General features: G+C 38.0%; 15 protein-coding genes. 8 read left to right on the top strand and 7 right to left on the bottom strand.

The genetic code is table 11. From position 1 onward, the window contains the following. Window positions 1-4: 4 nt before the first annotated feature. The gene (locus HQN83_RS12065; RefSeq protein WP_173090605.1) at window positions 5-2083 is read right to left on the bottom strand and encodes an HD family phosphohydrolase; all 2079 of its coding nucleotides are present in this window, start codon (window positions 2081-2083) and stop codon (window positions 5-7) included. Between the two features lie 280 nt (window positions 2084-2363). Between HQN83_RS12065 and HQN83_RS12060 the strand changes: the two genes are divergently transcribed. From HQN83_RS12060 to HQN83_RS12040, 5 genes are all read left to right on the top strand, one after another. Next, window positions 2364-3542 carry an acetyl-CoA C-acyltransferase gene (locus HQN83_RS12060; protein ID WP_173090604.1) on the top strand — a complete coding sequence of 393 codons (1179 nt, stop codon included), beginning with the start codon at window positions 2364-2366 and terminating at the stop codon, window positions 3540-3542. Further along, entirely contained in the window at window positions 3543-4469 is a 927-nt protein-coding gene (locus HQN83_RS12055; RefSeq protein ID WP_173090603.1) for a hypothetical protein, read from the top strand. A gap of 233 nt (window positions 4470-4702) precedes the next feature. Further along, window positions 4703-6529 (top strand): peptide MFS transporter, encoded by a 1827-nt coding sequence (locus HQN83_RS12050; protein WP_173090602.1) that lies wholly within the window; start codon window positions 4703-4705, stop codon window positions 6527-6529. An 11-nt stretch (window positions 6530-6540) separates the two neighbouring features. Then, the gene (locus HQN83_RS12045; protein ID WP_173090601.1) at window positions 6541-8034 is read left to right on the top strand and encodes a peptide MFS transporter; all 1494 of its coding nucleotides are present in this window, start codon (window positions 6541-6543) and stop codon (window positions 8032-8034) included. 96 nt (window positions 8035-8130) lie between these two features. Then, window positions 8131-8862, top strand: a complete 732-nt coding sequence (locus HQN83_RS12040; protein ID WP_173090600.1) for a polyprenol monophosphomannose synthase — start codon at window positions 8131-8133, stop codon at window positions 8860-8862. Window position 8863: 1 nt separating this feature from the next. On the opposite strand, the gene HQN83_RS12035 is transcribed toward HQN83_RS12040, so the two are convergent. The 5 genes from HQN83_RS12035 to proS all read right to left on the bottom strand — a co-directional run bounded on the left by HQN83_RS12035 (window position 8864) and on the right by proS (window position 13747). Further along, a complete protein-coding gene (locus HQN83_RS12035; RefSeq protein ID WP_173090599.1) occupies window positions 8864-9379 on the bottom strand; it encodes a YdeI/OmpD-associated family protein in 516 nt (171 codons plus the stop codon). Between the two features lie 166 nt (window positions 9380-9545). Next, the gene (locus HQN83_RS12030) at window positions 9546-10406 is read right to left on the bottom strand and encodes a TIGR02757 family protein (protein ID WP_173090598.1); all 861 of its coding nucleotides are present in this window, start codon (window positions 10404-10406) and stop codon (window positions 9546-9548) included. Window positions 10407-10431: 25 nt separating this feature from the next. Then, complete coding sequence (locus tag HQN83_RS12025; protein ID WP_173090597.1) at window positions 10432-11571, bottom strand: cystathionine gamma-synthase; 1140 nt, start codon at window positions 11569-11571, stop codon at window positions 10432-10434. Continuing rightward, complete coding sequence (locus HQN83_RS12020; protein WP_173090596.1) at window positions 11568-12263, bottom strand: hypothetical protein; 696 nt, start codon at window positions 12261-12263, stop codon at window positions 11568-11570. Before HQN83_RS12020 ends, HQN83_RS12025 begins: the two co-directional genes overlap by 4 nt. 11 nt (window positions 12264-12274) lie before the next feature. After that, complete coding sequence (gene proS / locus HQN83_RS12015) at window positions 12275-13747, bottom strand: proline--tRNA ligase (protein ID WP_173090595.1); 1473 nt, start codon at window positions 13745-13747, stop codon at window positions 12275-12277. Window positions 13748-13852: 105 nt separating this feature from the next. On the opposite strand from proS, the gene HQN83_RS12010 reads away from it, so the two are divergent. After that, the gene (locus HQN83_RS12010) at window positions 13853-14878 is read left to right on the top strand and encodes a hypothetical protein (RefSeq protein WP_173090594.1); all 1026 of its coding nucleotides are present in this window, start codon (window positions 13853-13855) and stop codon (window positions 14876-14878) included. A gap of 55 nt (window positions 14879-14933) precedes the next feature. After that, window positions 14934-16421: an OmpP1/FadL family transporter gene (locus HQN83_RS12005; RefSeq protein WP_173090593.1), complete on the top strand. Its 1488-nt coding sequence runs from the start codon at window positions 14934-14936 to the stop codon at window positions 16419-16421. Between the two features lie 263 nt (window positions 16422-16684). Here HQN83_RS12005 and HQN83_RS12000 read toward each other — a convergent pair whose 3' ends face one another. After that, window positions 16685-18520, bottom strand: a complete 1836-nt coding sequence (locus HQN83_RS12000) for a UbiD family decarboxylase (protein ID WP_173090592.1) — start codon at window positions 18518-18520, stop codon at window positions 16685-16687. A gap of 366 nt (window positions 18521-18886) precedes the next feature. Here HQN83_RS12000 and HQN83_RS11995 point away from each other — a divergent pair, with 366 nt between their 5' ends. Continuing rightward, on the top strand, window positions 18887-20161 hold the full coding sequence (locus HQN83_RS11995; protein ID WP_173090591.1) for a DUF2927 domain-containing protein: 1275 nt from the start codon (window positions 18887-18889) through the stop codon (window positions 20159-20161). Window positions 20162-20230: the final 69 nt, after the last annotated feature.

The following is a 20230-nucleotide window of genomic DNA, read 5'->3' as shown; positions in this document are numbered from 1 at the left end:
AATTTTATAGAGTTTGTTGATAATCTATGCGAACATGATAGATACTCATAAGCATCGTCTTGAATATCAACTTTATAGTTTCAAGATCTTTTAATGTAATATCGCAATTATCTAGTTGATTTTGTTCAAGTTTATAGTCAATTATACGTTCAACCAGGTCATTTATGCTCTGAGCGTCCGGATTTTTAAGACTTCTTGACGCCGCTTCCACCGAATCTGCCAACATTAAAACACCAGTTTCTTTAGAAAAAGGTATTGGCCCAGGGTAGCGGAAAATATTCTCATCAACAAATTTCTCAGGAGAATTCTTTAAAAACGACTGATAAAAATAATCTACACGAGTATTACCATGGTGAGTTCTAATAAAGTCTATCACACTTTCCGGCAATTGATGCCTACGAGTAATTTCTATGCCCTTATGCACGTGCTTAATGATGATCTGAGCACTTTGCTCGTAAGGCAGCTTATCATGCGGACTAAGCCCTGTATTTTGATTCTCAATAAAATATTGAGGGTTCTCTATTTTACCAATGTCATGATACAATGCGCCAGCCCGAACTAGTAGCGAGTTCCCTCCTATTTTGAATATAGCAGCTTCTGCCAGGTTTGCCACCTGTAAGGAGTGTTGAAATGTACCCGGTGCTTTAAAAGCAAGCTCCCTCAACAACTTATTATTGGTATTGGTAAGTTCAATTAACGCCACATCAGATGTAATTCCAAAAAGTCGTTCAAAAGCATAAATTAAAGGATAAGCAAGTAAAGAAAGTAGCACACTTACTATAAAGGGAACAAAATTAAGCCATTCTATCTGACCAATAGATCCTTCTCTCAATAAAGCAATGCCAACAAAAGAAATAAAATAGGCCGTAAGAATAAACAATGCCGATAATAGCAATTGCTCCCTTTTAACTAAGTTCCGAATACTATAAATTGCAACCATACCTGCGGTTACTTGATAATATACAAACTCAAAGCTGTTTGGCACAAAGAAACCGGCAATCAAGATCACCAGTAAATGCAAGTATAAAGCCAACCTTGTATCAAATAGTATCCTTATAATAATGGGGACTATACAATAGGGTATGTAATATAAACTAGGTAGATTTAGCTTTATTGCCCATGATAAAGCTAAGAGCATAGTTGTTGTAACCAGCAATATCAGAGAAAGCTGACGGTTATCTGCAAATATATCCTTACGAAACAGATGCAAAAACACCATTAACAAACAAACATTAAAGCCTACCAACAAGATCTGTCCAAAATAAACTAAGCTACTATCACCAATTGTTTTAGACTGAGCTTCATATATTTCCTTAAACGATTGCAGCTTTTGATAAATTTCGTCATCAATTACATTATTCTTTGCAATGATAAGTTCACCTTTCTGAACCATCCCCCTAGTTGTAGAAAGACTATTTATCGCATTCTCTTGCACAATACCAGTTAGCTTCTCATTAAAGATAATGTTAGGCTGTAAATGGTCTTCTACAAGATTGACAATTACCTCTTTTGCTTTCAAATTCACCGACTGAAAATTGTCTTTAAAATAATCAAGCGCAGTTTGAACTGTAAATACATCCTGACTGTTAACAGCTCTGCTTACATTATTATCCAGCAATGAGAAATCATAATTTTGGCTTCCCTTCTGATGCTTTGCATTAATTGCAATAATTCCCTTATCATATATCGATTTCAAGAGCTTAAATGAAGATTCCCTATACATGTCCTTTTCATTTTCAGGAAGTGCATTACTTCTCCACTTTACATCAAACTCATTTAAATAAGCCTCTTCAACATCATTAATTAAATACTTGTTTATGGTATAAATTGGCAATACATTATTCAAAGCATCCTTTTTATCAGTATCTACCTGTGGATTAGTTTTTAGGATTGCAAAGTTAAATGGAGAGATAAGATCTTTATTTTTCCAGATTTCACCCTTTTCAAACTCGTACCTGAAACGTGGTTGTTTTGGTAAAAAAGTAGTGATTATCAATACAGAAAGCACCATCATGATATACTTGATGTTTGATGAATACTTACGGTAAAGCACCCTATGAGAATTCTTTTTGATTTTTGCCAAAGCGATTTATGTTGAATTTAATTCAAAAATAACATTAATTTTCATTTGAATGTCTGATTTATTGGCTTTAAGGCTTGACCAGCTTTTATATTACCTTAAAAGATACGGCAAGTTTATAACCTTAGGTTAGACTAAATGAAAAATTATAAAGTGCGGAAATAGACGTTGAAATGTGATAAACAAAAATGATACAGATCAATAATGTTAAAAATGGTAAGTTTTAACCACCAAATGACAGTAATTATATAACTTTGCTTCCAACTAACTTAAAACACAGTAAATGAGAGAAGTAGTAATTGTATCTGCTATCAGAACTCCAATTGGTAGCTTTGGAGGTGCATTATCAAGCTTTTCTGCTACCCAATTAGGCGCTTTAGCTATTAAAGCGGCAGTGGAAAAAGCAGGACTTAAGCCCTCAGATATTCAGGAAGTTTACATGGGCAATGTTTTATCGGCCAATATTGGTCAGGCACCTGCAACACAGGCAGCTAAATTTGCCGGACTGCCCGATCTTCCAGCAACCACAATCAATAAAGTTTGTGCATCAGGTACAAAAGCAATTATGCTTGCCGCTCAAAGCATTGCACTTGGCGAAATTGACATTATTGTTGCCGGAGGAATGGAAAGCATGAGCAATGTGCCATATTATCTGGATAAAGCTCGTACTGGTTACCGTTTGGGGCATGGCCAAATTACTGATGGCCTCTTAAAAGATGGTCTTTGGGATGTTTACAATGATTACCACATGGGGTCTGCTGCCGAATTATGTGCCTCAGAATGTGGAATTAGTCGAGAAGACCAGGATGCTTTTGCAATTACCTCTTATAAAAGAGCTCAATCAGCTCAAACTGAAGGCAAGTTTGATTCAGAAATAATCCCCGTAGAAATAAAAGATCGCAAAGGCGAAATCACTCTTGTGTCTAAAGACGAAGAGCCCTTTGCTGTTAAATTTGATAAAATACCTGGTTTAAAACCGGTATTTAAAAAAGATGGAACCGTTACCGCAGCTAACGCTTCTACTCTTAATGATGGCGCCGCAGCCCTTGTTTTAATGAGTGCTGATAAGGCTAAAGAGCTTGGATTAAAGCCACTCGCTAAAATCCTGGCTTATGCCGATGCACAACAGGCACCAGAATGGTTTACAACTGCTCCATCTAAAGCTATTCCATTAGCTTTAAAAAGGGCTGGCAAAAGTATTGCCGATGTAGATTATTTTGAAATTAATGAAGCATTTTCTGTAGTTTCACTTGCCAACAACAAAGAACTTGGCTTGGCAGCAGATAAAGTAAATGTAAACGGTGGTGCCGTTTCCCTAGGTCACCCACTAGGTGCTTCGGGTGCAAGAATTGTAGTTACACTACTTTCTGTTCTTGCACAAAACAACGGGAAAATCGGTGTAGCCGGAATATGTAATGGTGGTGGTGGTGCTAGTGCTATAGTTTTAGAAAATATTATATAAATGCGAAAGAGGTTAAAACCTTTAATACTGATAATCATACTATGCTGTGCCACGGCAAAGCTTAAGGCTCAGCATAGTTTTGCTTTTAACAATGGCCCTGCAATGAGTAAATTTCAGGATTCGTTAAGCAGACTTAGTGACGACACATTCAATGCAACCAGCAATTCTGAACGCTATATCAAAAATGCAGCCTTTATAAAAACACTGGTTAATTCACTAAAAGTTCAGGGTTCATTTCTTTATCCCTTCGATTCCTTAAAGAAAATAACGATCCTAAAGTCGCCAGACAATTCTTTCAGGATATTCTCATGGTATGTCCCTCTTGATGATGGATCTTATCGTTTTTTTGGCACCATTCAGATGGCCACAAAAGATGGGAAACTAAAAATGTACCCCTTAATTGACGATACAGATAATATTAAGGATGCAAATGTGATCTCCAGTAATAAAAACTGGTATGGCGCCAGATATTACGAAATTGTTCCTGTAATTATGAACGGTCGTCCACCCTACTATGTATTGATTGGGTGGAAAGGCAACAGTTCAAAAACTTCTAAGAAAGTGATTGATGTGCTTTCTTTTAATAAAGAACAACAGCCTGTATTTGGTAAACCTGTATTTGAAGAGGCCAAAAGCACCTCCACCAAGAACAGAATTATTTTTGAGTACAACAAACAAAATACAATGACAGTAACACTGGACAAGAATGTGAATATGATTGTATTCGACCACCTTGCCCCTATTTCAGAAGAAATGAGTGGAAACTTCGAATATTACGCATCCGATTTAAGTTTTGATGCGTATAAACTATTAAATGGGAGATTAAAATTAGTAGAAAACATAGAGTTAAAGAATGAGCCGAATGCGATGGATGATCTTTTTGCAGACCCAAAAGACAAGAAAATTAAGGCAATAAAGAAGCTTTAAGTGTATTTAATACACCTTTGACGTAAATTAAAAATTTGGGAGTTTGCCATCATGTACCTATCTTGCGCGATGCTTATTTTTACAAAAACTGGGAATAGCGCTTTCTAACAACTTTAATAACTCCGACAAAAAACATTATTCCTGATGTAAAACACATGTCAGGCCTAAATAGTTTTAAATTAATACAGGTGAACTAACTGAACTTACTATAAATAATACACAAGAAAACTAAAATGGATACAAAAAATTTGGATACGCCAAATAACTTTTTTGAAAGTAAAGTACTGGGGCATCCCGCTGGACTGTTTGTTTTATTCTTCACGGAAATGTGGGAGAGATTTTCATACTACGGTATGCGGGCCCTATTGGTCATGTTCTTTACTGCATCGGTTTTAGGAGATCATCCGGGCTGGGGTTGGCCACGTGAACATGCAATGTCTCTTTTTGGATCTTATACTGCCTTAGTATATTTATCCACCATGCTTGGCGGTTACTTTGCTGATAAATTAATTGGATTTAGATGGGCTGTAATTGTTGGGGCTTTATTAATGACCTTAGGTCACGGTTGCATGGCGGTAGAAACGCCATTTTTCATTTACCTGGGCCTTGGTCTATTGGTTTTTGGAACAGGTTTTTTCAAACCAAACATGACTTCAATAGTCTCTTTAATGTACAAAGATCATCCTGAAAAGAAAGATGGTGCATATACTATTTTCTACATGGGGGTAAACGCAGGTGCATTTTTTGGAATATTATTATGCGGTTACCTTGGCGAAAAAGTTGGATGGAGTATTGGATTTGGATTAGCAGGGGTTTTCATGCTTTTTGGCTTATTACAGTTCTATTTCACTCAGAATATCTTTGGAAACATTGGTTTAAAACCACTTAAAACTAGAGATATCGTAATAGATAAAGATGATGTTGACAACAGAGTTCCATTTACATTGTGGCAGGTAGCAGTTGTTCTTCTTTGTTCAGGTTTAGGCTTAATCTGGGTTATTAACGACCCTATTTCAAAGATATCCCATGGAAAAAGCAACCTACTGAATTTCAATATTTTTGGAATGGAAGGAACCAATTTCACTATCTTATTAGCATTAGGCCTATTTCTATTCTTATTGTTTTACAGACTAACAAAATACTCAAAGGTAACTAAGGAAAAATTATACGCAGTTACCTTTTTCGCATTCTTAACCTTCTCATTCTTTGCTGTTTTTGAACAAGCACCGGGTACATTAACACTATTCGCCAGAGATTACACAGATAGAATTTTAGTAGGTAACTCCAGCTTAATTTTCTTAATTGCCAACTCTCTAATTGCAGTAGTACCTTTAGGTATTATTACATGGGTTTTATTACTACTTTTCAAGCAAACCTTTAAAAAATATGGTTTGGCAAATATTATCCTAAGCATCAGCTTTGTAATCATCTGGATCATTACCATCTGGATGTTGGTACGTGATTTTTACGGTGCAGGATTCCTGAACTTATCAGACTCTACTTTAGCTTCGCTTAAAATAGAAAAAGTAAAAGAAAGCCTTACTCAAATCCCGGCTTCATGGTTTAGTGTACTTAACTCTTTATTCATTATTACACTTGCTCCATTATTCTCTAAATGGTGGGAAAGCAGATTTAACCCAAGTGCAAACGTTAAGTTTGGTATTGGTATGATCTTATTAGGACTAGGAATGGCGTTCCTTGTTTTTGGAGCAAGAGACATCATACCAGGAGCAAAAACGGCTTCGGTAAGTATTTTCTGGTTAATCATGGTTTACCTATTCCATACCATGGCTGAGCTTTGTATCTCTCCGGTAGGTTTATCTTATGTAAGTAAGCTTGTTCCTGCCAGAATGATCGCCTTTATGTTTGGAGTTTGGTACCTGGCTATTGCTATCGCTAATAAAGTAGCTGGTATTCTTGGAGAAAACGCTGATAGTATTGCAGCTGAAAAAGGGATTAGCTATTTCTTCTTAATCATAACCGGTGTTGCTGTTGCAATTGGAGTTTTATCAATCCTGTTAACTCCAGTGATTAAAAAATTAATGCACGAAGTACGATAAGCTAAAAAACAATGCAGAAAGACATTACACTAGACGAGATTCAGAATTTCGAAGGTAAATACCCAAAGCAACTTTGGGCCTTATTTTTGGTAGAGATGTGGGAACGCTTTTGCTTTTATGGCATGCGTGGAATGCTCACTATCTTTATGATCGACAAGATTGTAGGCCTTGCCCTTAGTGATAAGAATGCAAACTTACAGTACGCGGCCATCCAGGCATTTGTGTACGCATTTACCTTCCTCGGTGGTATTTTTGCAGATAAGATTTTAGGTTTCAGAAAATCACTTTTCTTTGGAGGGATGATTATGATTCTTGGAAACTTAATTATTGCAGCATCACCAAGAGAATTCTTCTATATCGGGATCACGCTTTCCATTATTGGAACTGGCTTTTTCAAACCAAACGTTTCCTCAATGGTTGGCGATTTGTATAAAGAAGGTGATGGACGTAGAGATGCTGGCTACGGAATGTTCTATGCAGGCATCAATATTGGTGGTTTACTAGGTGGTGGTTTGTGTGTATATCTGGGTAAATATGTTTCCTGGAACTATGCATTCCTGGCAGCAGCTATTGTAATGGCTATAGGCTTAATCACCTTCTTGTTTACCAAGAAAACACTTGGACCTATTGGCGATTCACCTTTGAAAAACATGCCGGTGGGTAAGAAAAGAATGCGTGAAATTGGCGTATACCTTTTCTCTCTGATTTCTATCCCTTTGATCCTGATCATGGTACAAAACACGCATTATACAGACTATTTCATGTATACAATTGCGCCTTTATCTGTCATTTATTTCTTATATGAAACTTATAAAGTGAAAGACCGGAAGTTTCAAATGAAATTGTTTGCTGCGTTTATCTTTATATTCTGTTACTTCTTATTCAATGCCATCTATGAACAAAGTGGCGGTTCTTTAGCTCTTTTCGCGGAAAAGAACTTATCCCACACCCTGTTGTTCTTTAATATCGACCCTAACGTAGTTAATAACAGTTCAAACTCTCTTTTTGTGATTATATTGAGTCCGCTGATTGGTTTATTGTGGTTGTGGCTCGCTAAAAAGAAAATGGAACCAAATTCTATCATTAAATTCGGTATTGGATTTTTGTTCCTGGGAGCTTCCTTTTACATCTTCTTTTTTACCCGTTTCTTTGCTGATGCCAATGGCGTAACTTCATTAAACCTGTTTACTCTGGGTTATTTCGTAACCACAATTGGTGAGCTTTGCCTGGGACCAATCGGCATGTCGCTGGTTACCCAATTATCACCTAAAAAATTAACAGGTATGATGATGGGGATGTGGTTTTTAGCCAGTGCATTCGGACAGTTCGCAGCGGGTAAATTCGGTGCAGAAATGTCGGTAAGTGGCGACAATGTATCTCTACTCACCAAGCTGGAATCTTATACTGCAGGGTATTACAATTTGGCAATTTATGCGGGCATTGCTGGGGTGTTCTTAATACTCTTCTCTCCTTTAATCAAGCGTTTAATGCAAGGCGTAAGCTAAAATTGCGTTTATTTAACATATTTTAACCCGTAACCCTAAACCGGTTGCGGGTTTTTTCATTTAGAATCCATAATTTCGCTACTTAATTTATTTTACGTGTCAGACAGTCTAGTAATTATACCTACCTACAACGAGAAAGAGAATATTGAGAGAATCATTAGGAAGGTTTTTTCTTTGAGTTACTTTTTTGAAATATTAATTATTGATGATGGTTCACCAGATGGCACAGCCGAAATAGTTAAAAAGCTTCAACAAGAATATCCTGCCCTTCATTTAGAGCAAAGAACAGGTAAGCTGGGACTTGGAACTGCCTATATTCACGGTTTCAGATGGGCGTTAGCCAAACCTCAGTATCAGTATATTTTTGAGATGGATGCTGATTTCTCTCATAATCCTGATGACTTGGTACGCCTACGTGAAGCTTGTGTAAACGGTGCAGACGTTGCAATTGGCTCTCGCTATGTTAGAGGAGTTAATGTAGTAAACTGGCCTATGAGCAGAGTTTTAATGTCGTATTTTGCCTCAATGTATGTACGCTTAATCACACGTATCGACATACAGGATGCAACAGCTGGGTTTAAATGCTACCGTAGAGAAGTATTAGCTACTATTCCTTTAGACAAGATTAAATTTGTTGGCTATGCCTTTCAGATAGAGATGAAGTTTACAGCCATTAAATACGGGTTTAAAGTTGAAGAAGTTCCGATTATATTTACAGATCGTACGGAAGGCACTTCAAAAATGAGCACCAGAATTTTCAGGGAAGCATTTATTGGTGTACTACAAATGAAGGTATGGAGTTGGTTTAGAAAATACGATAGAGCTTAATCTATTCTTCTTTTCTAGGTTTTCCGTCACGCATCATTGTTCCGAAATCCCAACCTTTATCCATAGCCGAAACGATCCTTACAATTCTTTTGGTACGGGTAGGCTCTGTCTTGGCAGAATTAATCCAATTGATATACCAGTTCTGATGTGATTTAGGTTGCTTTAAAAAATTTTTAAGCAAATGTGGCTCATCAGAAAGACAAAGCTCCAGGTCTTCAGGCATCTCTATTTTAAAAGTTGTATCCTCTTCTAAAGACAGCTCCAAAACTCCTCCCAGATCTTTCTTAAGCTGCTTACGCATACCGCCATTTAGCGCCATAATGAAATCCCCCTCTCCCATTGGAACTAACGCTATCCCCTCTATCTCAAAATGATCTAAACGCCCCTTCACACGATAGCTCTTCCTGCAATCAGGTTTAATCTCATTGGCAATAGCCAATGGAATGAAAACATAAGTCCACCCCGACTTCTCGCCCATTTCAGCAAAACGCTCTATCTCTGCTTTGAAAGTTACCATACGTGGTTTTAAAGATAAGGAACAATTTAGTATCAAAAAAGATTTGTGATGCGCTATAATACTATCGTCATGCTGAATTTATTTCAGCATCTCACAAGAGAAAGGAAGCCCTGCTAGTGTGAGATCCTGAAATAAATTCAGGATGACGAAAGAATAATATGAATTTTTAAAATTTCTCTTCAACACCTAAACCAAACAATGCAAAATCATATTTAACCGGATCCATAGGATCAAATTTAAGCAGTTCATTTGTAAGCTCTACTGCTGTACGCCAATCCGTCTGTTTTCTTTCAATTAAGCCAAGCTTTCGCGCCACCCTATCCACATGCACATCACACGGGCATACCAAGTCTGAAGGCTTAATGGTGCTCCATATTCCAAAATCAACGCCATTACGGTCTTTCCTAACCATCCACCTCAAAAACATATTTAAACGTTTACAGGTCGACTTTTGCAATGGTGATGAAATGTGCTTTATCGTTCTCCTTGGATAATCAGGAAGAGAAAAAAAGTAAGACCTAAAATAATTAAGAGACCTTTCAGATTTAGGTGCTTGCTTAGCTAATTCCGGCAACATGCAGCTTGAAGAAGCATACTGCGTGTATCCATGCTGAATTTCATCAGTTAAAAAGTCCGTCCTAAAAACATCTGAGGGTGATAAAAACGCTGTTTCAAGACTATCAAACTGATGATAATGCTGATTAAAAAAGGAAACAAAATACAACAGATCAGTATCATTAAACGTCCTGTGTTTAAATCCTAGCAATCGTTTCAAATCATCCTCACCATGATGCAACATAAAATTATGCGGATCATTATCCATCCGCGCAAACAACTCATTACACTTGTTAATAATTGTTTTGCGTTGCCCCCAAGCTAAAATTGCCGCAAAAAATGCGGCAATCTCGATATCTTGTTTTTTAGTATACTGATGCGGAATACAAATTGGGTCATTTTCAATAAAGTTTGGTCTGTTATACTGATCAACCTTTACATCCAAAAATTCTTTAAGTTCTAAAAATTCCAACTGCTTGTCATTTAAAAATATCGTATTATTTAAGCGCCTGCTCTAAGTCAGCAAGCAAATCATCAATATCCTCCACCCCAACACTCAGGCGTAACAGGTTATCTGTAACTCCTACTTTCTCACGTTCCTCTTTAGGGATAGAACCATGAGTCATGGTAGTTGGATGATTAATTAATGACTCTACTCCACCAAGTGATTCTGCAAGTGTAAAAACTTTAAAAGAAGAAGCCACACGGAATGTTTCCTTTAGATCGGCATCCTTTAAAGTAATAGATACCATACCTCCAAAACCACGCATTTGCTTTTTGGCAATGTCATGATTAGGATGATCTTCAAAGCCCGGCCAATAGATCTTGTCGATTTTTGGATGAGTTTTAAGATAGCGTGCTACCTTTTCACCGTTTTCGCAATGTGCTTTCATTCTTAAGTGAAGCGTTTTAATCCCTCTCAATACTAAAAATGAATCCTGTGGGCCAGGTGTCGCTCCACAAGCATTGTAAATAAACCAAAGGTCTTTATATAACTGATCGTCGTTAACAAGCAAAGCGCCCATTACCACATCAGAGTGCCCACCAATGTATTTGGTTACCGAATGCATTACAATATCAGCACCCAAATCCATTGGATTCTGCAAATAAGGCGAAGCAAATGTGTTATCAACAGTAAGTAATAATTTATGCTGTTTGGTGATTTTAGCAACCCCCTCAATGTCAATAATTCTCATTGTTGGATTGGTTGGTGTTTCTATCCAAACCAATTTGGTATTTTCATTGATATGAGGAATTATGTTTTCAGGTTTAGACAAATCCAAGAAATGAAACTTAATGCCATATTTCTCATACACCTTGGTAAAGATGCGATAAGAACCACCATAAAGATCGTTTCCTGTGATCACCTCATCGCCAGGCTTTAATAATCGCAAAACAGTATCAGTTGCGCCCATTCCGCTTGAAAAAGCAAGACCGTATTTAGCATTTTCTAATGCCGCTAAACAATCTTCAAGCGCTTTACGAGTTGGATTAGTACCTCTCGAATATTCAAAACCTTTATGATCACCGGGAGATTTCTGCCAGTAAGTAGAGGTTTGATATATCGGAGTCATCACTGCTCCAGTTGTTGGATCAGGCTCTTGTCCGGCGTGGATAGCTTTAGTTGCAAATTTCATATATTGTCGTTTTGCTCAATTTCTGATTTAAACTGGTAACCAAGATTTTTACTGGTTGGATAACCACTTGAAGCCAGCATTGATTGTTTTTGATTTAAAGTTACTTCTTTTATTCCTGCAAAAGGCGGCAACAAAAGATCTTCATCTAAACAATGAAGAATAGATCGCTCAATAATATCAGTAAGTTTTTCTTCAGTTATAACGTTATCGGCCATACTCTGGTATAAGAAATCAAGCGCCCCTTCACCCTCAACCATAAAATGTTTTTCCTTATTAACCAGTATACGCGCAATCAGCGATCCTTCGTCCGATAAACGGTTGTATTTGATCGAATCAGCCAGGAAATTATGAATATAAATTGTGCCGCAATAGCTCAAAGTTTCATCATCCTTAATGTATTTGGTTTGATGAATGGAATGTGATTTATCAAAAGCAAACACATTGGTATGCATAGAAACCATCAACATATCACCTGAAAATTTAAGCTGACCTTCAAATTTACCACTTTCCTTAAAGTGTACTTCAACCGAAGGATCCTTAGCTACATAATCCGTTTGCAGCTTAACAGCAATTTTGGAAAGCTGGGTCTTCAGCAAGCCGAAGACCTCAGTAGTATTCCTAAAAATTTTCTGTTTTAACGAAGCTTTACGCTCAAATTCACTAAGTATTTTGCTATAATTATCAGTTTCCATTCCAATAAAGTTTAGTATGCTCGCGCAAATAATACCCTTTGAGTAGATGGCTTACCAGAGTAGATACAAACGCCCTCTTCCTGCTTGTTATCCAAAGGAATACATCTGATAGTAGCTTTTGTTTCTTCTTTAATTTTCTGTTCAGTTTCCGGAGTTCCATCCCAATGCGCAGCAATAAAACCAGCTTTACCATCAAGTAATTCTTTAAACTCATCGTAAGAATTAGCATCAGTAGTATGCTCAGTTCTATAGTTTAAAGCTTTATTGTAAATGCTTTGCTGAATGTCTTCTAAAAGCTGTGTGATAAAGATTTCAAGACCTTCCTGAGCAACAGTTTGCTTCTCTCTGGTATCTCTTCTTGCAAGCTCAACAGTTCCATTCTCCATATCTCTGCCACCAATTGCCAAACGAATTGGCACACCTTTAAGCTCATATTCTGCAAACTTAAAGCCCGGACGTTGTGTATCGCGATCATCGTATTTCACAGAAACACCTAAAGCTTTCAGTTTTGGCATTAATTCATCAACAAAAGTTGAGATTTTCTGTAGTTCCTCATCACTTTTATAAATAGGAACGATAACTACTTGTATAGGCGCTAATTTTGGAGGCAATACCAAACCGGCATCATCACTATGTGCCATAATTAATGCACCGATTAAACGTGTTGAAACACCCCATGAACTTGCCCAAACATGTTCAATTTTACCTTCTTTATTAGTGAATTTTACGTCAAAAGCTTTAGCGAAATTCTGACCAAGGAAGTGAGAAGTACCAGCCTGTAGTGCCTTTCCATCTTGCATTAATGCTTCGATGCAATAAGTATCTAAAGCTCCTGCAAAACGCTCATTGGCAGTTTTTACACCTTTTACAACCGGCAAGCCCATAAAGCTTTCAGCAAAATCAGCATAAACATCAAGCATTTTTCTTGTCTCTTCAATTGCCTCATCAGCAGTTGAGTGAGCAGTATGTCCTTCTTGCCATAAAAATTCTGTAGTACGCAAAAATAAACGGGTACGCATTTCCCAACGTACAACATTTGCCCACTGATTTATTAGTAAAGGTAGGTCTCTGTACGACTGAATCCAGCCTCTATAAGTATTCCAAATGATGGTCTCAGAAGTTGGTCTAACGATCAATTCTTCCTCTAATTTGGCAGTTTCATCAACAATAATATTTCCATTTCCGTCATTTTTAAGACGATAATGTGTCACAACGGCACATTCCGTTGCAAAACCTTCAACGTGCGAAGCTTCCTTAGAAAAATATGACTTTGGAATGAATAATGGAAAATAAGCATTACTGTGTCCTGTATCTTTAAATTTTTGGTCTAAAATACCCTGCATCTTCTCCCAAATGGAGTATCCATAGGGTTTTATCACCATACATCCCTTAACGGATGAGTGTTCTGCCAGGTCAGCTTTTATAACAATGTCGTTATACCACTGGGAATAATCTTCGTTTTTACTTGTAATGCCTTTGCTCATAGCTGAATGGAACGTTTTTTGTGTTAAATGACTTGTAATGTAGACTACAAATTTATAAATTTATACCTACAAAAAAATTGCAACACACAAAGAACACATATAGTTATGAAACCTAACCATTTATTCACGGGAATGCTCGTCATAACGGCAATAGCTGTTACGTCCTGCTCTGCGCCAAGGCTTGCGCAGCAAAGTGCCAATACGGATGATGATGTTTACAGTAGTACGGTGAAGGCGAAGGTTTATACTCCTGCTCCTCAACAAGTGCAACAACCTCAATATGATGATCAGCAATATGCTGACGAACAATATGATGAGAGTGATTATTACGGAACAAGTGATCCTTATTACGATCAGGATTATTCATCACGTATAAACAGATTTTATTATTCAAGTCCTTTCAGAACATATTACGATCCATATTATAATTCTGGATGGTACGCTTCTGGGAACTTAGATTTTGGATATAGTCCATTTTACAACAGCTACTGGAATTCACCTTATTCTGGATGGGGATATGCATATTCTCCTTTCTGGGGTTCGAACAGCTTAGGCTGGAATAATTACTACTATGGTGGTGGTTATTTTGGTGGAGGCGGATATTTCGGAGGCGGTGGCCTTTGGGGTGGAGGTTTATGGGGTGGGGGTGGATACTATGGCGGTGGCTATTACACCGGCAGAACTACCAACGTACCTGATTACAGACCAAGACCTTCTATGGGCAGAGATAATGGCATAGGAACTAATCGTAGATACGCAAGACCTGCGGGTGGTACAAGGGTAGATGCTGATGGAAATGTTATTCCAAACAGAACAAGACCATCTAGAGTAAACCCTGATGGAACTGTTTCAACCAGACCAGGCAGAACGCCTGTTAATGATGGTCAAAGTACAAGACCTGCGCGTCCTGATAACTCAAGACCAGCACCTAGTGAGAACACAAGACCTGTACGCACCGAAAGCACAAGACCAACAAGAGAAAGTGCTCCGGCCCGTCAACCCGAAAGCAGACCTAGTTACAGCCCTCCTGCCAGAGAAAGCAGTGGTGGTTCTTCTTCAGGAAGAGGTAGCAGTGGAAGTAGCGGCGGTGGAGGCGGTGGTGGAAGATCATCTAGATCCGGAAGAGGATAATTAAAGTGCCCTGCTCCTGCAGGGCACACTTAAAACCTATCATTATTTACGATACATGAAAAAACTGATACTATCTCTGGTGGCTACAGTAGCCATCTCAGGAACAACATACGCCCAGATTTACTCGCCTGATGCTTTAAAATTCTCTCAGACCAATTATGGCAGTACCTCCAGATTTAAAAGTATGGGTGGTGCGCAAATTGGTGTTGGTGGAGATATGAGTTCAATTGGCGGTAACCCTGCAGGACTTGGATTATTCACTAAATCTGAATTTAGTTTAACTCCCGAATTCAATAACTTCTCAGGAAATGCAAACTTCCTAAACCAAAATACTCAATCGTCAAAGGATAATTTAAACCTTAACCATATTGGTGTTGTTCTATTTAGCCCTTCAATTAGGGTACGTGGACAAGACACCCAAAAAGGTGTTGTTAGTTCAGTATTCGGGATTGCTTATAACAGGAATAATGATTTTGGCGGTAATTTCACCTACGGTGGATCTAACCCAAACAACTCTATAGTTGATCATTTTGCTGAAGAAGCAAATGCCAATGGTCTTCCAAATGGTTCCTTACAGCAATATGCCTACGATGGATATCTTTTAGATTATGATGCTGTAAATAAGGATTACTATGCAGTAACTAAAGTACCCAATACACAATTAAAAAGTGAAATAAGATCTGGTTCAACATCAGAACTGACAGCCTCAGGAGCAATTAATATCTCTAATCAGGTTTACATCGGAGCTAGTGTTTCATTGGTGAATGTTCGTTATGTAAATGATAGCGAATTCACAGAATCAGGTACTATAGAGCCTGACAATTCCAAATACAGCTTATCTTTCAGACAAAATCAAGAATCAAGAGGTTCGGGATATAACGCCCGTTTAGGTGTTATTCTTAGACCGGTTGAAAACTTTAGAATTGGAGCGACTTTACAATCTCCTTCATGGATGCTGATTGAAGACAATACTACGTGGACTTTAGATTCTAAAATTACCGGTGGTGCAAATTCAGGAATCCTTAATGGTAATCCGCAAGACTATCCATTTAATTATCGTGTTAGAACACCTTTAAAAGGATCCTTAGGTGCTAGCTATGTAATTGCAGGCAAAGCATTGATTTCTGCAGATGTTGACTATATAGATTATAGTACTATCCGTTTCTCAACAGATCAAGGTCTGGCACCAGATAGAATTTTAGATGAAAACAATGCAATAAGGGCGAATTACAAACAAGCTGTGAATTACAGAATTGGTGCAGAATATAAAATAGATAACGCCTTTAGCTTAAGAGGTGGTTACGGAGTTAATGGCAGTGCTATACAAGGCGACAAGAAGGAACATTTTGCTACTCAGTTTTATTCTGGTGGACTTGGCTACCGAGTGAACAACTACTATGTAGATATTGCTTACCAACGTATGGAGACAAATACAGAGTTGTCGCCCTATTTGCTTGGTGACAACGATAATCCTCTTGAGCCAGTTGCTGATATTAAAACTTCAAGAAACAATATATTCTTAACCCTAGGATTGAGGTTTTAGGAATTAAAAGCTAATTCAAATAATACGCCCGATATCCTGAATTTATTTCAGGACCTCACACATGGTATTAAATACCTGGCCAAACGAGGTCCTGAAATAAATTCAGAATATTGGGCTTTCTTAATAACACCCATTATACTTTATAACTTCTCGGATTTTTGTAGGACTATTGTAGGACTTTCATAGGACTAATATAGGACCTAAAGTCCTAAAACACTCTTTTCTTACACCAAGCGCAGTCTCTCATTACTCTCTATTAAATTCTAGATTACACCAAACAAAGAAGCCCCCTTCTCTCTCAACTTGTTCACTTTTTCTTCTACCTCTGGCACTTTCAACAGCTCAGGTGCATGATGCGGTTTTTTACGTGCATCGATTATAACAGGACCATTGCAACCCCAATGTTTATTATTGATAAATTCAGAAATACCATGAATATCTGTTGCCGGATTACTTCTTGTAAAGGTAACCCAAACCAGATTGTTTATGCTTTCAGCTGTAAATGCGGCATCATCACAAAGTACAATTAAAGGAGTTCCATATAAATCTTTGCCTTTTAATGATTCTTCTAGCGCCGCTATTTCATTCTTAGCAATTTCAGCAGTAACATACTTAGGAAGCTGCGCAACCAACACGCCCGGAATGGCAAGTTTTAAATCCGAAAAGCCGGCAGAAGGAATCAAATCAACTGGCAACTCAGTAGCTAACGTTCTCTTTTTCTCCCCTGCAGCAGCAAAAACCACTTTTGATCCACTATTCAATCCCTCGCCACTATAATCTAATGTATCGATAGTCGTTTGAGTATGGAAATGTAAATCCCTCGTCAGATCAATTCTCTCCAATACATGCTGTATAAAACGGGAAAGATCATGCGTATCTAATTGCTCATCATCCTCCCTTGCAGCAATAAACAAGTACTTAGCCAAGCTCAATTGATTTTTACCAAGAATATGATTTGCAATCGTTAATATTTCCTGAGGTCTTCTTTCATTTAAATATGGTGTGTAACGTTCACTCCCGATTGCAAATAATAACGGATGTACACCTGCTGCATCAACTGCATTCACTTCCTTTAATCCATGAATTTCTTTAGGCAAAGCCGATCCGGCAATTTCATGAATTAAAGCTCCAAAACTGGTGTCTTCCTGAGGAGGCCTACCTACAACGGTAAACGACCATATCGCATCATTTCGGTGATAAACATTATGCACCTTCATTAAAGGAAACGGATGGGTAAGGCTGTAATAACCCAAATGGTCGCCAAATGGTCCTTCCGGTTTATTATCCTGAGGATAAACAGTACCGGTTATCACAAAATCAGCATCTGCTGAAATGCAAAATCCTTCATCATCATAAAAATATCTGAACCTTCTATTACCTAAAGCACCTGCAAAAGTCATTTCTGACAGGCCTTCGGGCAATGGCATTACCGCAGCTAATGGATGAGAAGGAGGCCCGCCTACAAAAATGCTCACCTTTAAAGGCAGGCCTTTTGCATTGGCTTTCGATTGATGAACTCCAATTCCTCTATGTATTTGATAATGTAATCCTATTTCTTTATTGGTCTCGTAATCATTACCAGCCAACTGTATTCTGTACATTCCAAGATTGGCGTTTAGCACTCCCGGCTTGTCAATATCTTCCGTATAAACCTGCGGCATGGTAATAAAAGGTCCACCATCCATTGGCCAGTTTACAATTTGAGGCAACTCGCTAATGGTGGTTTTACTAAAAGTAGCTTTAAACAAACTCTGTTTTAAAGGCAGCGCTGTTAATGCTGTAAAAGCGATACCAGGTAATTTAAAAGGATTTTTTAAAGCCTTAACGGGATCTGACCTCAGGTTTACTAACTGCTCTACCTTAGGCAAGCTATCGCGAAACATAAACTTAGAACGCTCCAATGTTCCAAATAAATTAGAAACGGCCGGAAACTTACTTCCCTTAACTTTCTCGAAGTACAATGCCGGTCCTTGTTGCTCATATACCCTAAGGTGTATTGCAGCCATTTCAAGATAAGGATCTACCTCTTCTTTTATCCTAATTAAATGCCCATGCTTTTCCAGATCGGCAACGCAGTCTGCTAAACTTTTATATCCCATTACATGCCAAAGATATTAAAGAAATATTATGTATTATTGTTTAAACACCACTTACTAATTTTAAATCCTTCCGGAAGAAATGCTGTATTTCAGCAAGTCCGATCTTAAGAAGTGGATCATTGCCTCGAGAAAAAAAAACAGCTATTGATATCAGAAAGGAAGCCGAAGAGCAGTTGAAAATGCTCAATAAGCGTAAAAGCTTCATTTAGTACTCAGTTTATAAAACTTGTTATGCAAAACTTCTGCTATTAGAACTAATCGGTTTAAGGTTCAGTTACCGCTTTCCAAAAGTTCCCATTCACCCTTTTGAAAATCAGTTTAGAGAATAGTATATACTTCTAGTATATTTGTTTATAACCAAACCATATGCGCTCTAACACATTCCTTGCAACCTTGGCTTTGCTACTTTGTATTAGCTTTAGCATGCTTGGATGTTTTTCAAAAAAAATCAGTTCCAAATACAGCACTGACGAAATAAATTATTTTTTCGAACTGGCATTTTTTGATTCTGAACATCCAAAGACCATTCAGAAGTTGCAAAAATGGGAGTCCGATATTAGCATTGCCGTGACCGGTGACACAATCCCTGGAGATCAGCATCGAATTAGCGCTGCAATTAGGCAATTTCAAGATTTAAAGTTACCTATTAAAATGAGGTTGACAAACGACACTAGTGGTGCGAATGTGATTCTCAATTTTACGGGCCATAGAAATCAGAAAGATAAGGAACAACTCGGTGTAACTACAACAATAGCAATAGACTATGCAATTAAAAAGGCACACATAGAGATACTTAGCGACTCCACCTTGACAACTTCGATGAATGATGGAACACGACGTTCAGTTATATTACATGAATTAATGCATTGCTTAGGGCTGCATGGCCACAGTAACAGGTTTTCAAACGGAACTTTAAGCACGAACTGTAACACAGAATTAAAACCTATTGATCAGTCCGTAATTAAGCTGCTTTATGAAACTGAAATTCCTTGCGGATATGAGGGTAAAGACTTCGAGGAGGACTATGCTGATATCCTTGTGCATGTCAATGCTAAGCCCAAACTAAGGGTACATGTCAAGCGACACGGATTGCAGAAAGTATACAGCGAAATTCTAAGGTTTGGTCTCTATGACCAAAAAGCCGCTAAGCCTCGCGAATTAGTCAAATTCAGTTTTCCGGCAAGGGTAATCATAGATGCTAAACACAACTTCAACTCTTCAATCGACGATGCTATCACAAACTTGAACAAAGCTTCCAAAAAAATCAAATTAGCTAAGGTCGACTCAGCTACTTGTAGACCGGGAGAGGGTATCTTTATTAGCATTGTATTTAAGCCTGATCTCCCCCAGAGAGTCAAAACGCACATATCCAATACTATTTATCACGACCTCAAATACGAACTGATCGGTACCAGCAAAATTGTATTGACCTACTCCGATGAAAGCTTGGTACCTCTCGCATTATCGAATGCTTTGTTTAATGTGATTTGCCTGAATTCATATCCAAATCCGTTCAAAGAGATCAATGGTCGCATATTACTAACGCCGGAGGCGATTGAGATCGCCCAGGCATATTATGACCCAATACTTCCTACAGGCATTACTGACCAGGAGTTGCAAGAGGCCATTAGCGGATTATAGGTTCGGAAACTGTGGAGTAAAGCTTGCCTGTTTCGTTGGCTTGCATGTAAATTGATCTGCATTCATAGT

The organism is Pedobacter foliorum (assembly GCF_013266735.1).
Classification (GTDB): Bacteria; Bacteroidota; Bacteroidia; order Sphingobacteriales; family Sphingobacteriaceae; genus Pedobacter; species Pedobacter foliorum.
The sequence above is the reverse complement of the archived record's forward strand: the minus strand, read 5'-3'. Positions and strand labels throughout refer to the sequence as shown.

Bases quoted from the DNA above. Each gene is read 5' to 3' on its own strand.
- HQN83_RS12060 (WP_173090604.1), top strand. From the start codon at position 2,364: ATGAGAGAAGTAGTAATTGTATCTGCTATCAGAACTCCAATTGGTAGC.
- HQN83_RS12055 (WP_173090603.1), top strand. From the start codon at position 3,543: ATGCGAAAGAGGTTAAAACCTTTAATACTGATAATCATACTATGCTGT.
- HQN83_RS12050 (WP_173090602.1), top strand. From the start codon at position 4,703: ATGGATACAAAAAATTTGGATACGCCAAATAACTTTTTTGAAAGTAAA.
- HQN83_RS12045 (WP_173090601.1), top strand. From the start codon at position 6,541: ATGCAGAAAGACATTACACTAGACGAGATTCAGAATTTCGAAGGTAAA.
- HQN83_RS12035 (WP_173090599.1), bottom strand. From the start codon at position 9,379: ATGGTAACTTTCAAAGCAGAGATAGAGCGTTTTGCTGAAATGGGCGAG.
- HQN83_RS12025 (WP_173090597.1), bottom strand. From the start codon at position 11,571: ATGAAATTTGCAACTAAAGCTATCCACGCCGGACAAGAGCCTGATCCA.
- HQN83_RS12020 (WP_173090596.1), bottom strand. From the start codon at position 12,263: ATGGAAACTGATAATTATAGCAAAATACTTAGTGAATTTGAGCGTAAA.
- proS (WP_173090595.1), bottom strand. From the start codon at position 13,747: ATGAGCAAAGGCATTACAAGTAAAAACGAAGATTATTCCCAGTGGTAT.
- HQN83_RS12010 (WP_173090594.1), top strand. From the start codon at position 13,853: ATGAAACCTAACCATTTATTCACGGGAATGCTCGTCATAACGGCAATA.
- HQN83_RS12005 (WP_173090593.1), top strand. From the start codon at position 14,934: ATGAAAAAACTGATACTATCTCTGGTGGCTACAGTAGCCATCTCAGGA.
- HQN83_RS12000 (WP_173090592.1), bottom strand. From the start codon at position 18,520: ATGGGATATAAAAGTTTAGCAGACTGCGTTGCCGATCTGGAAAAGCAT.
- HQN83_RS11995 (WP_173090591.1), top strand. From the start codon at position 18,887: ATGCGCTCTAACACATTCCTTGCAACCTTGGCTTTGCTACTTTGTATT.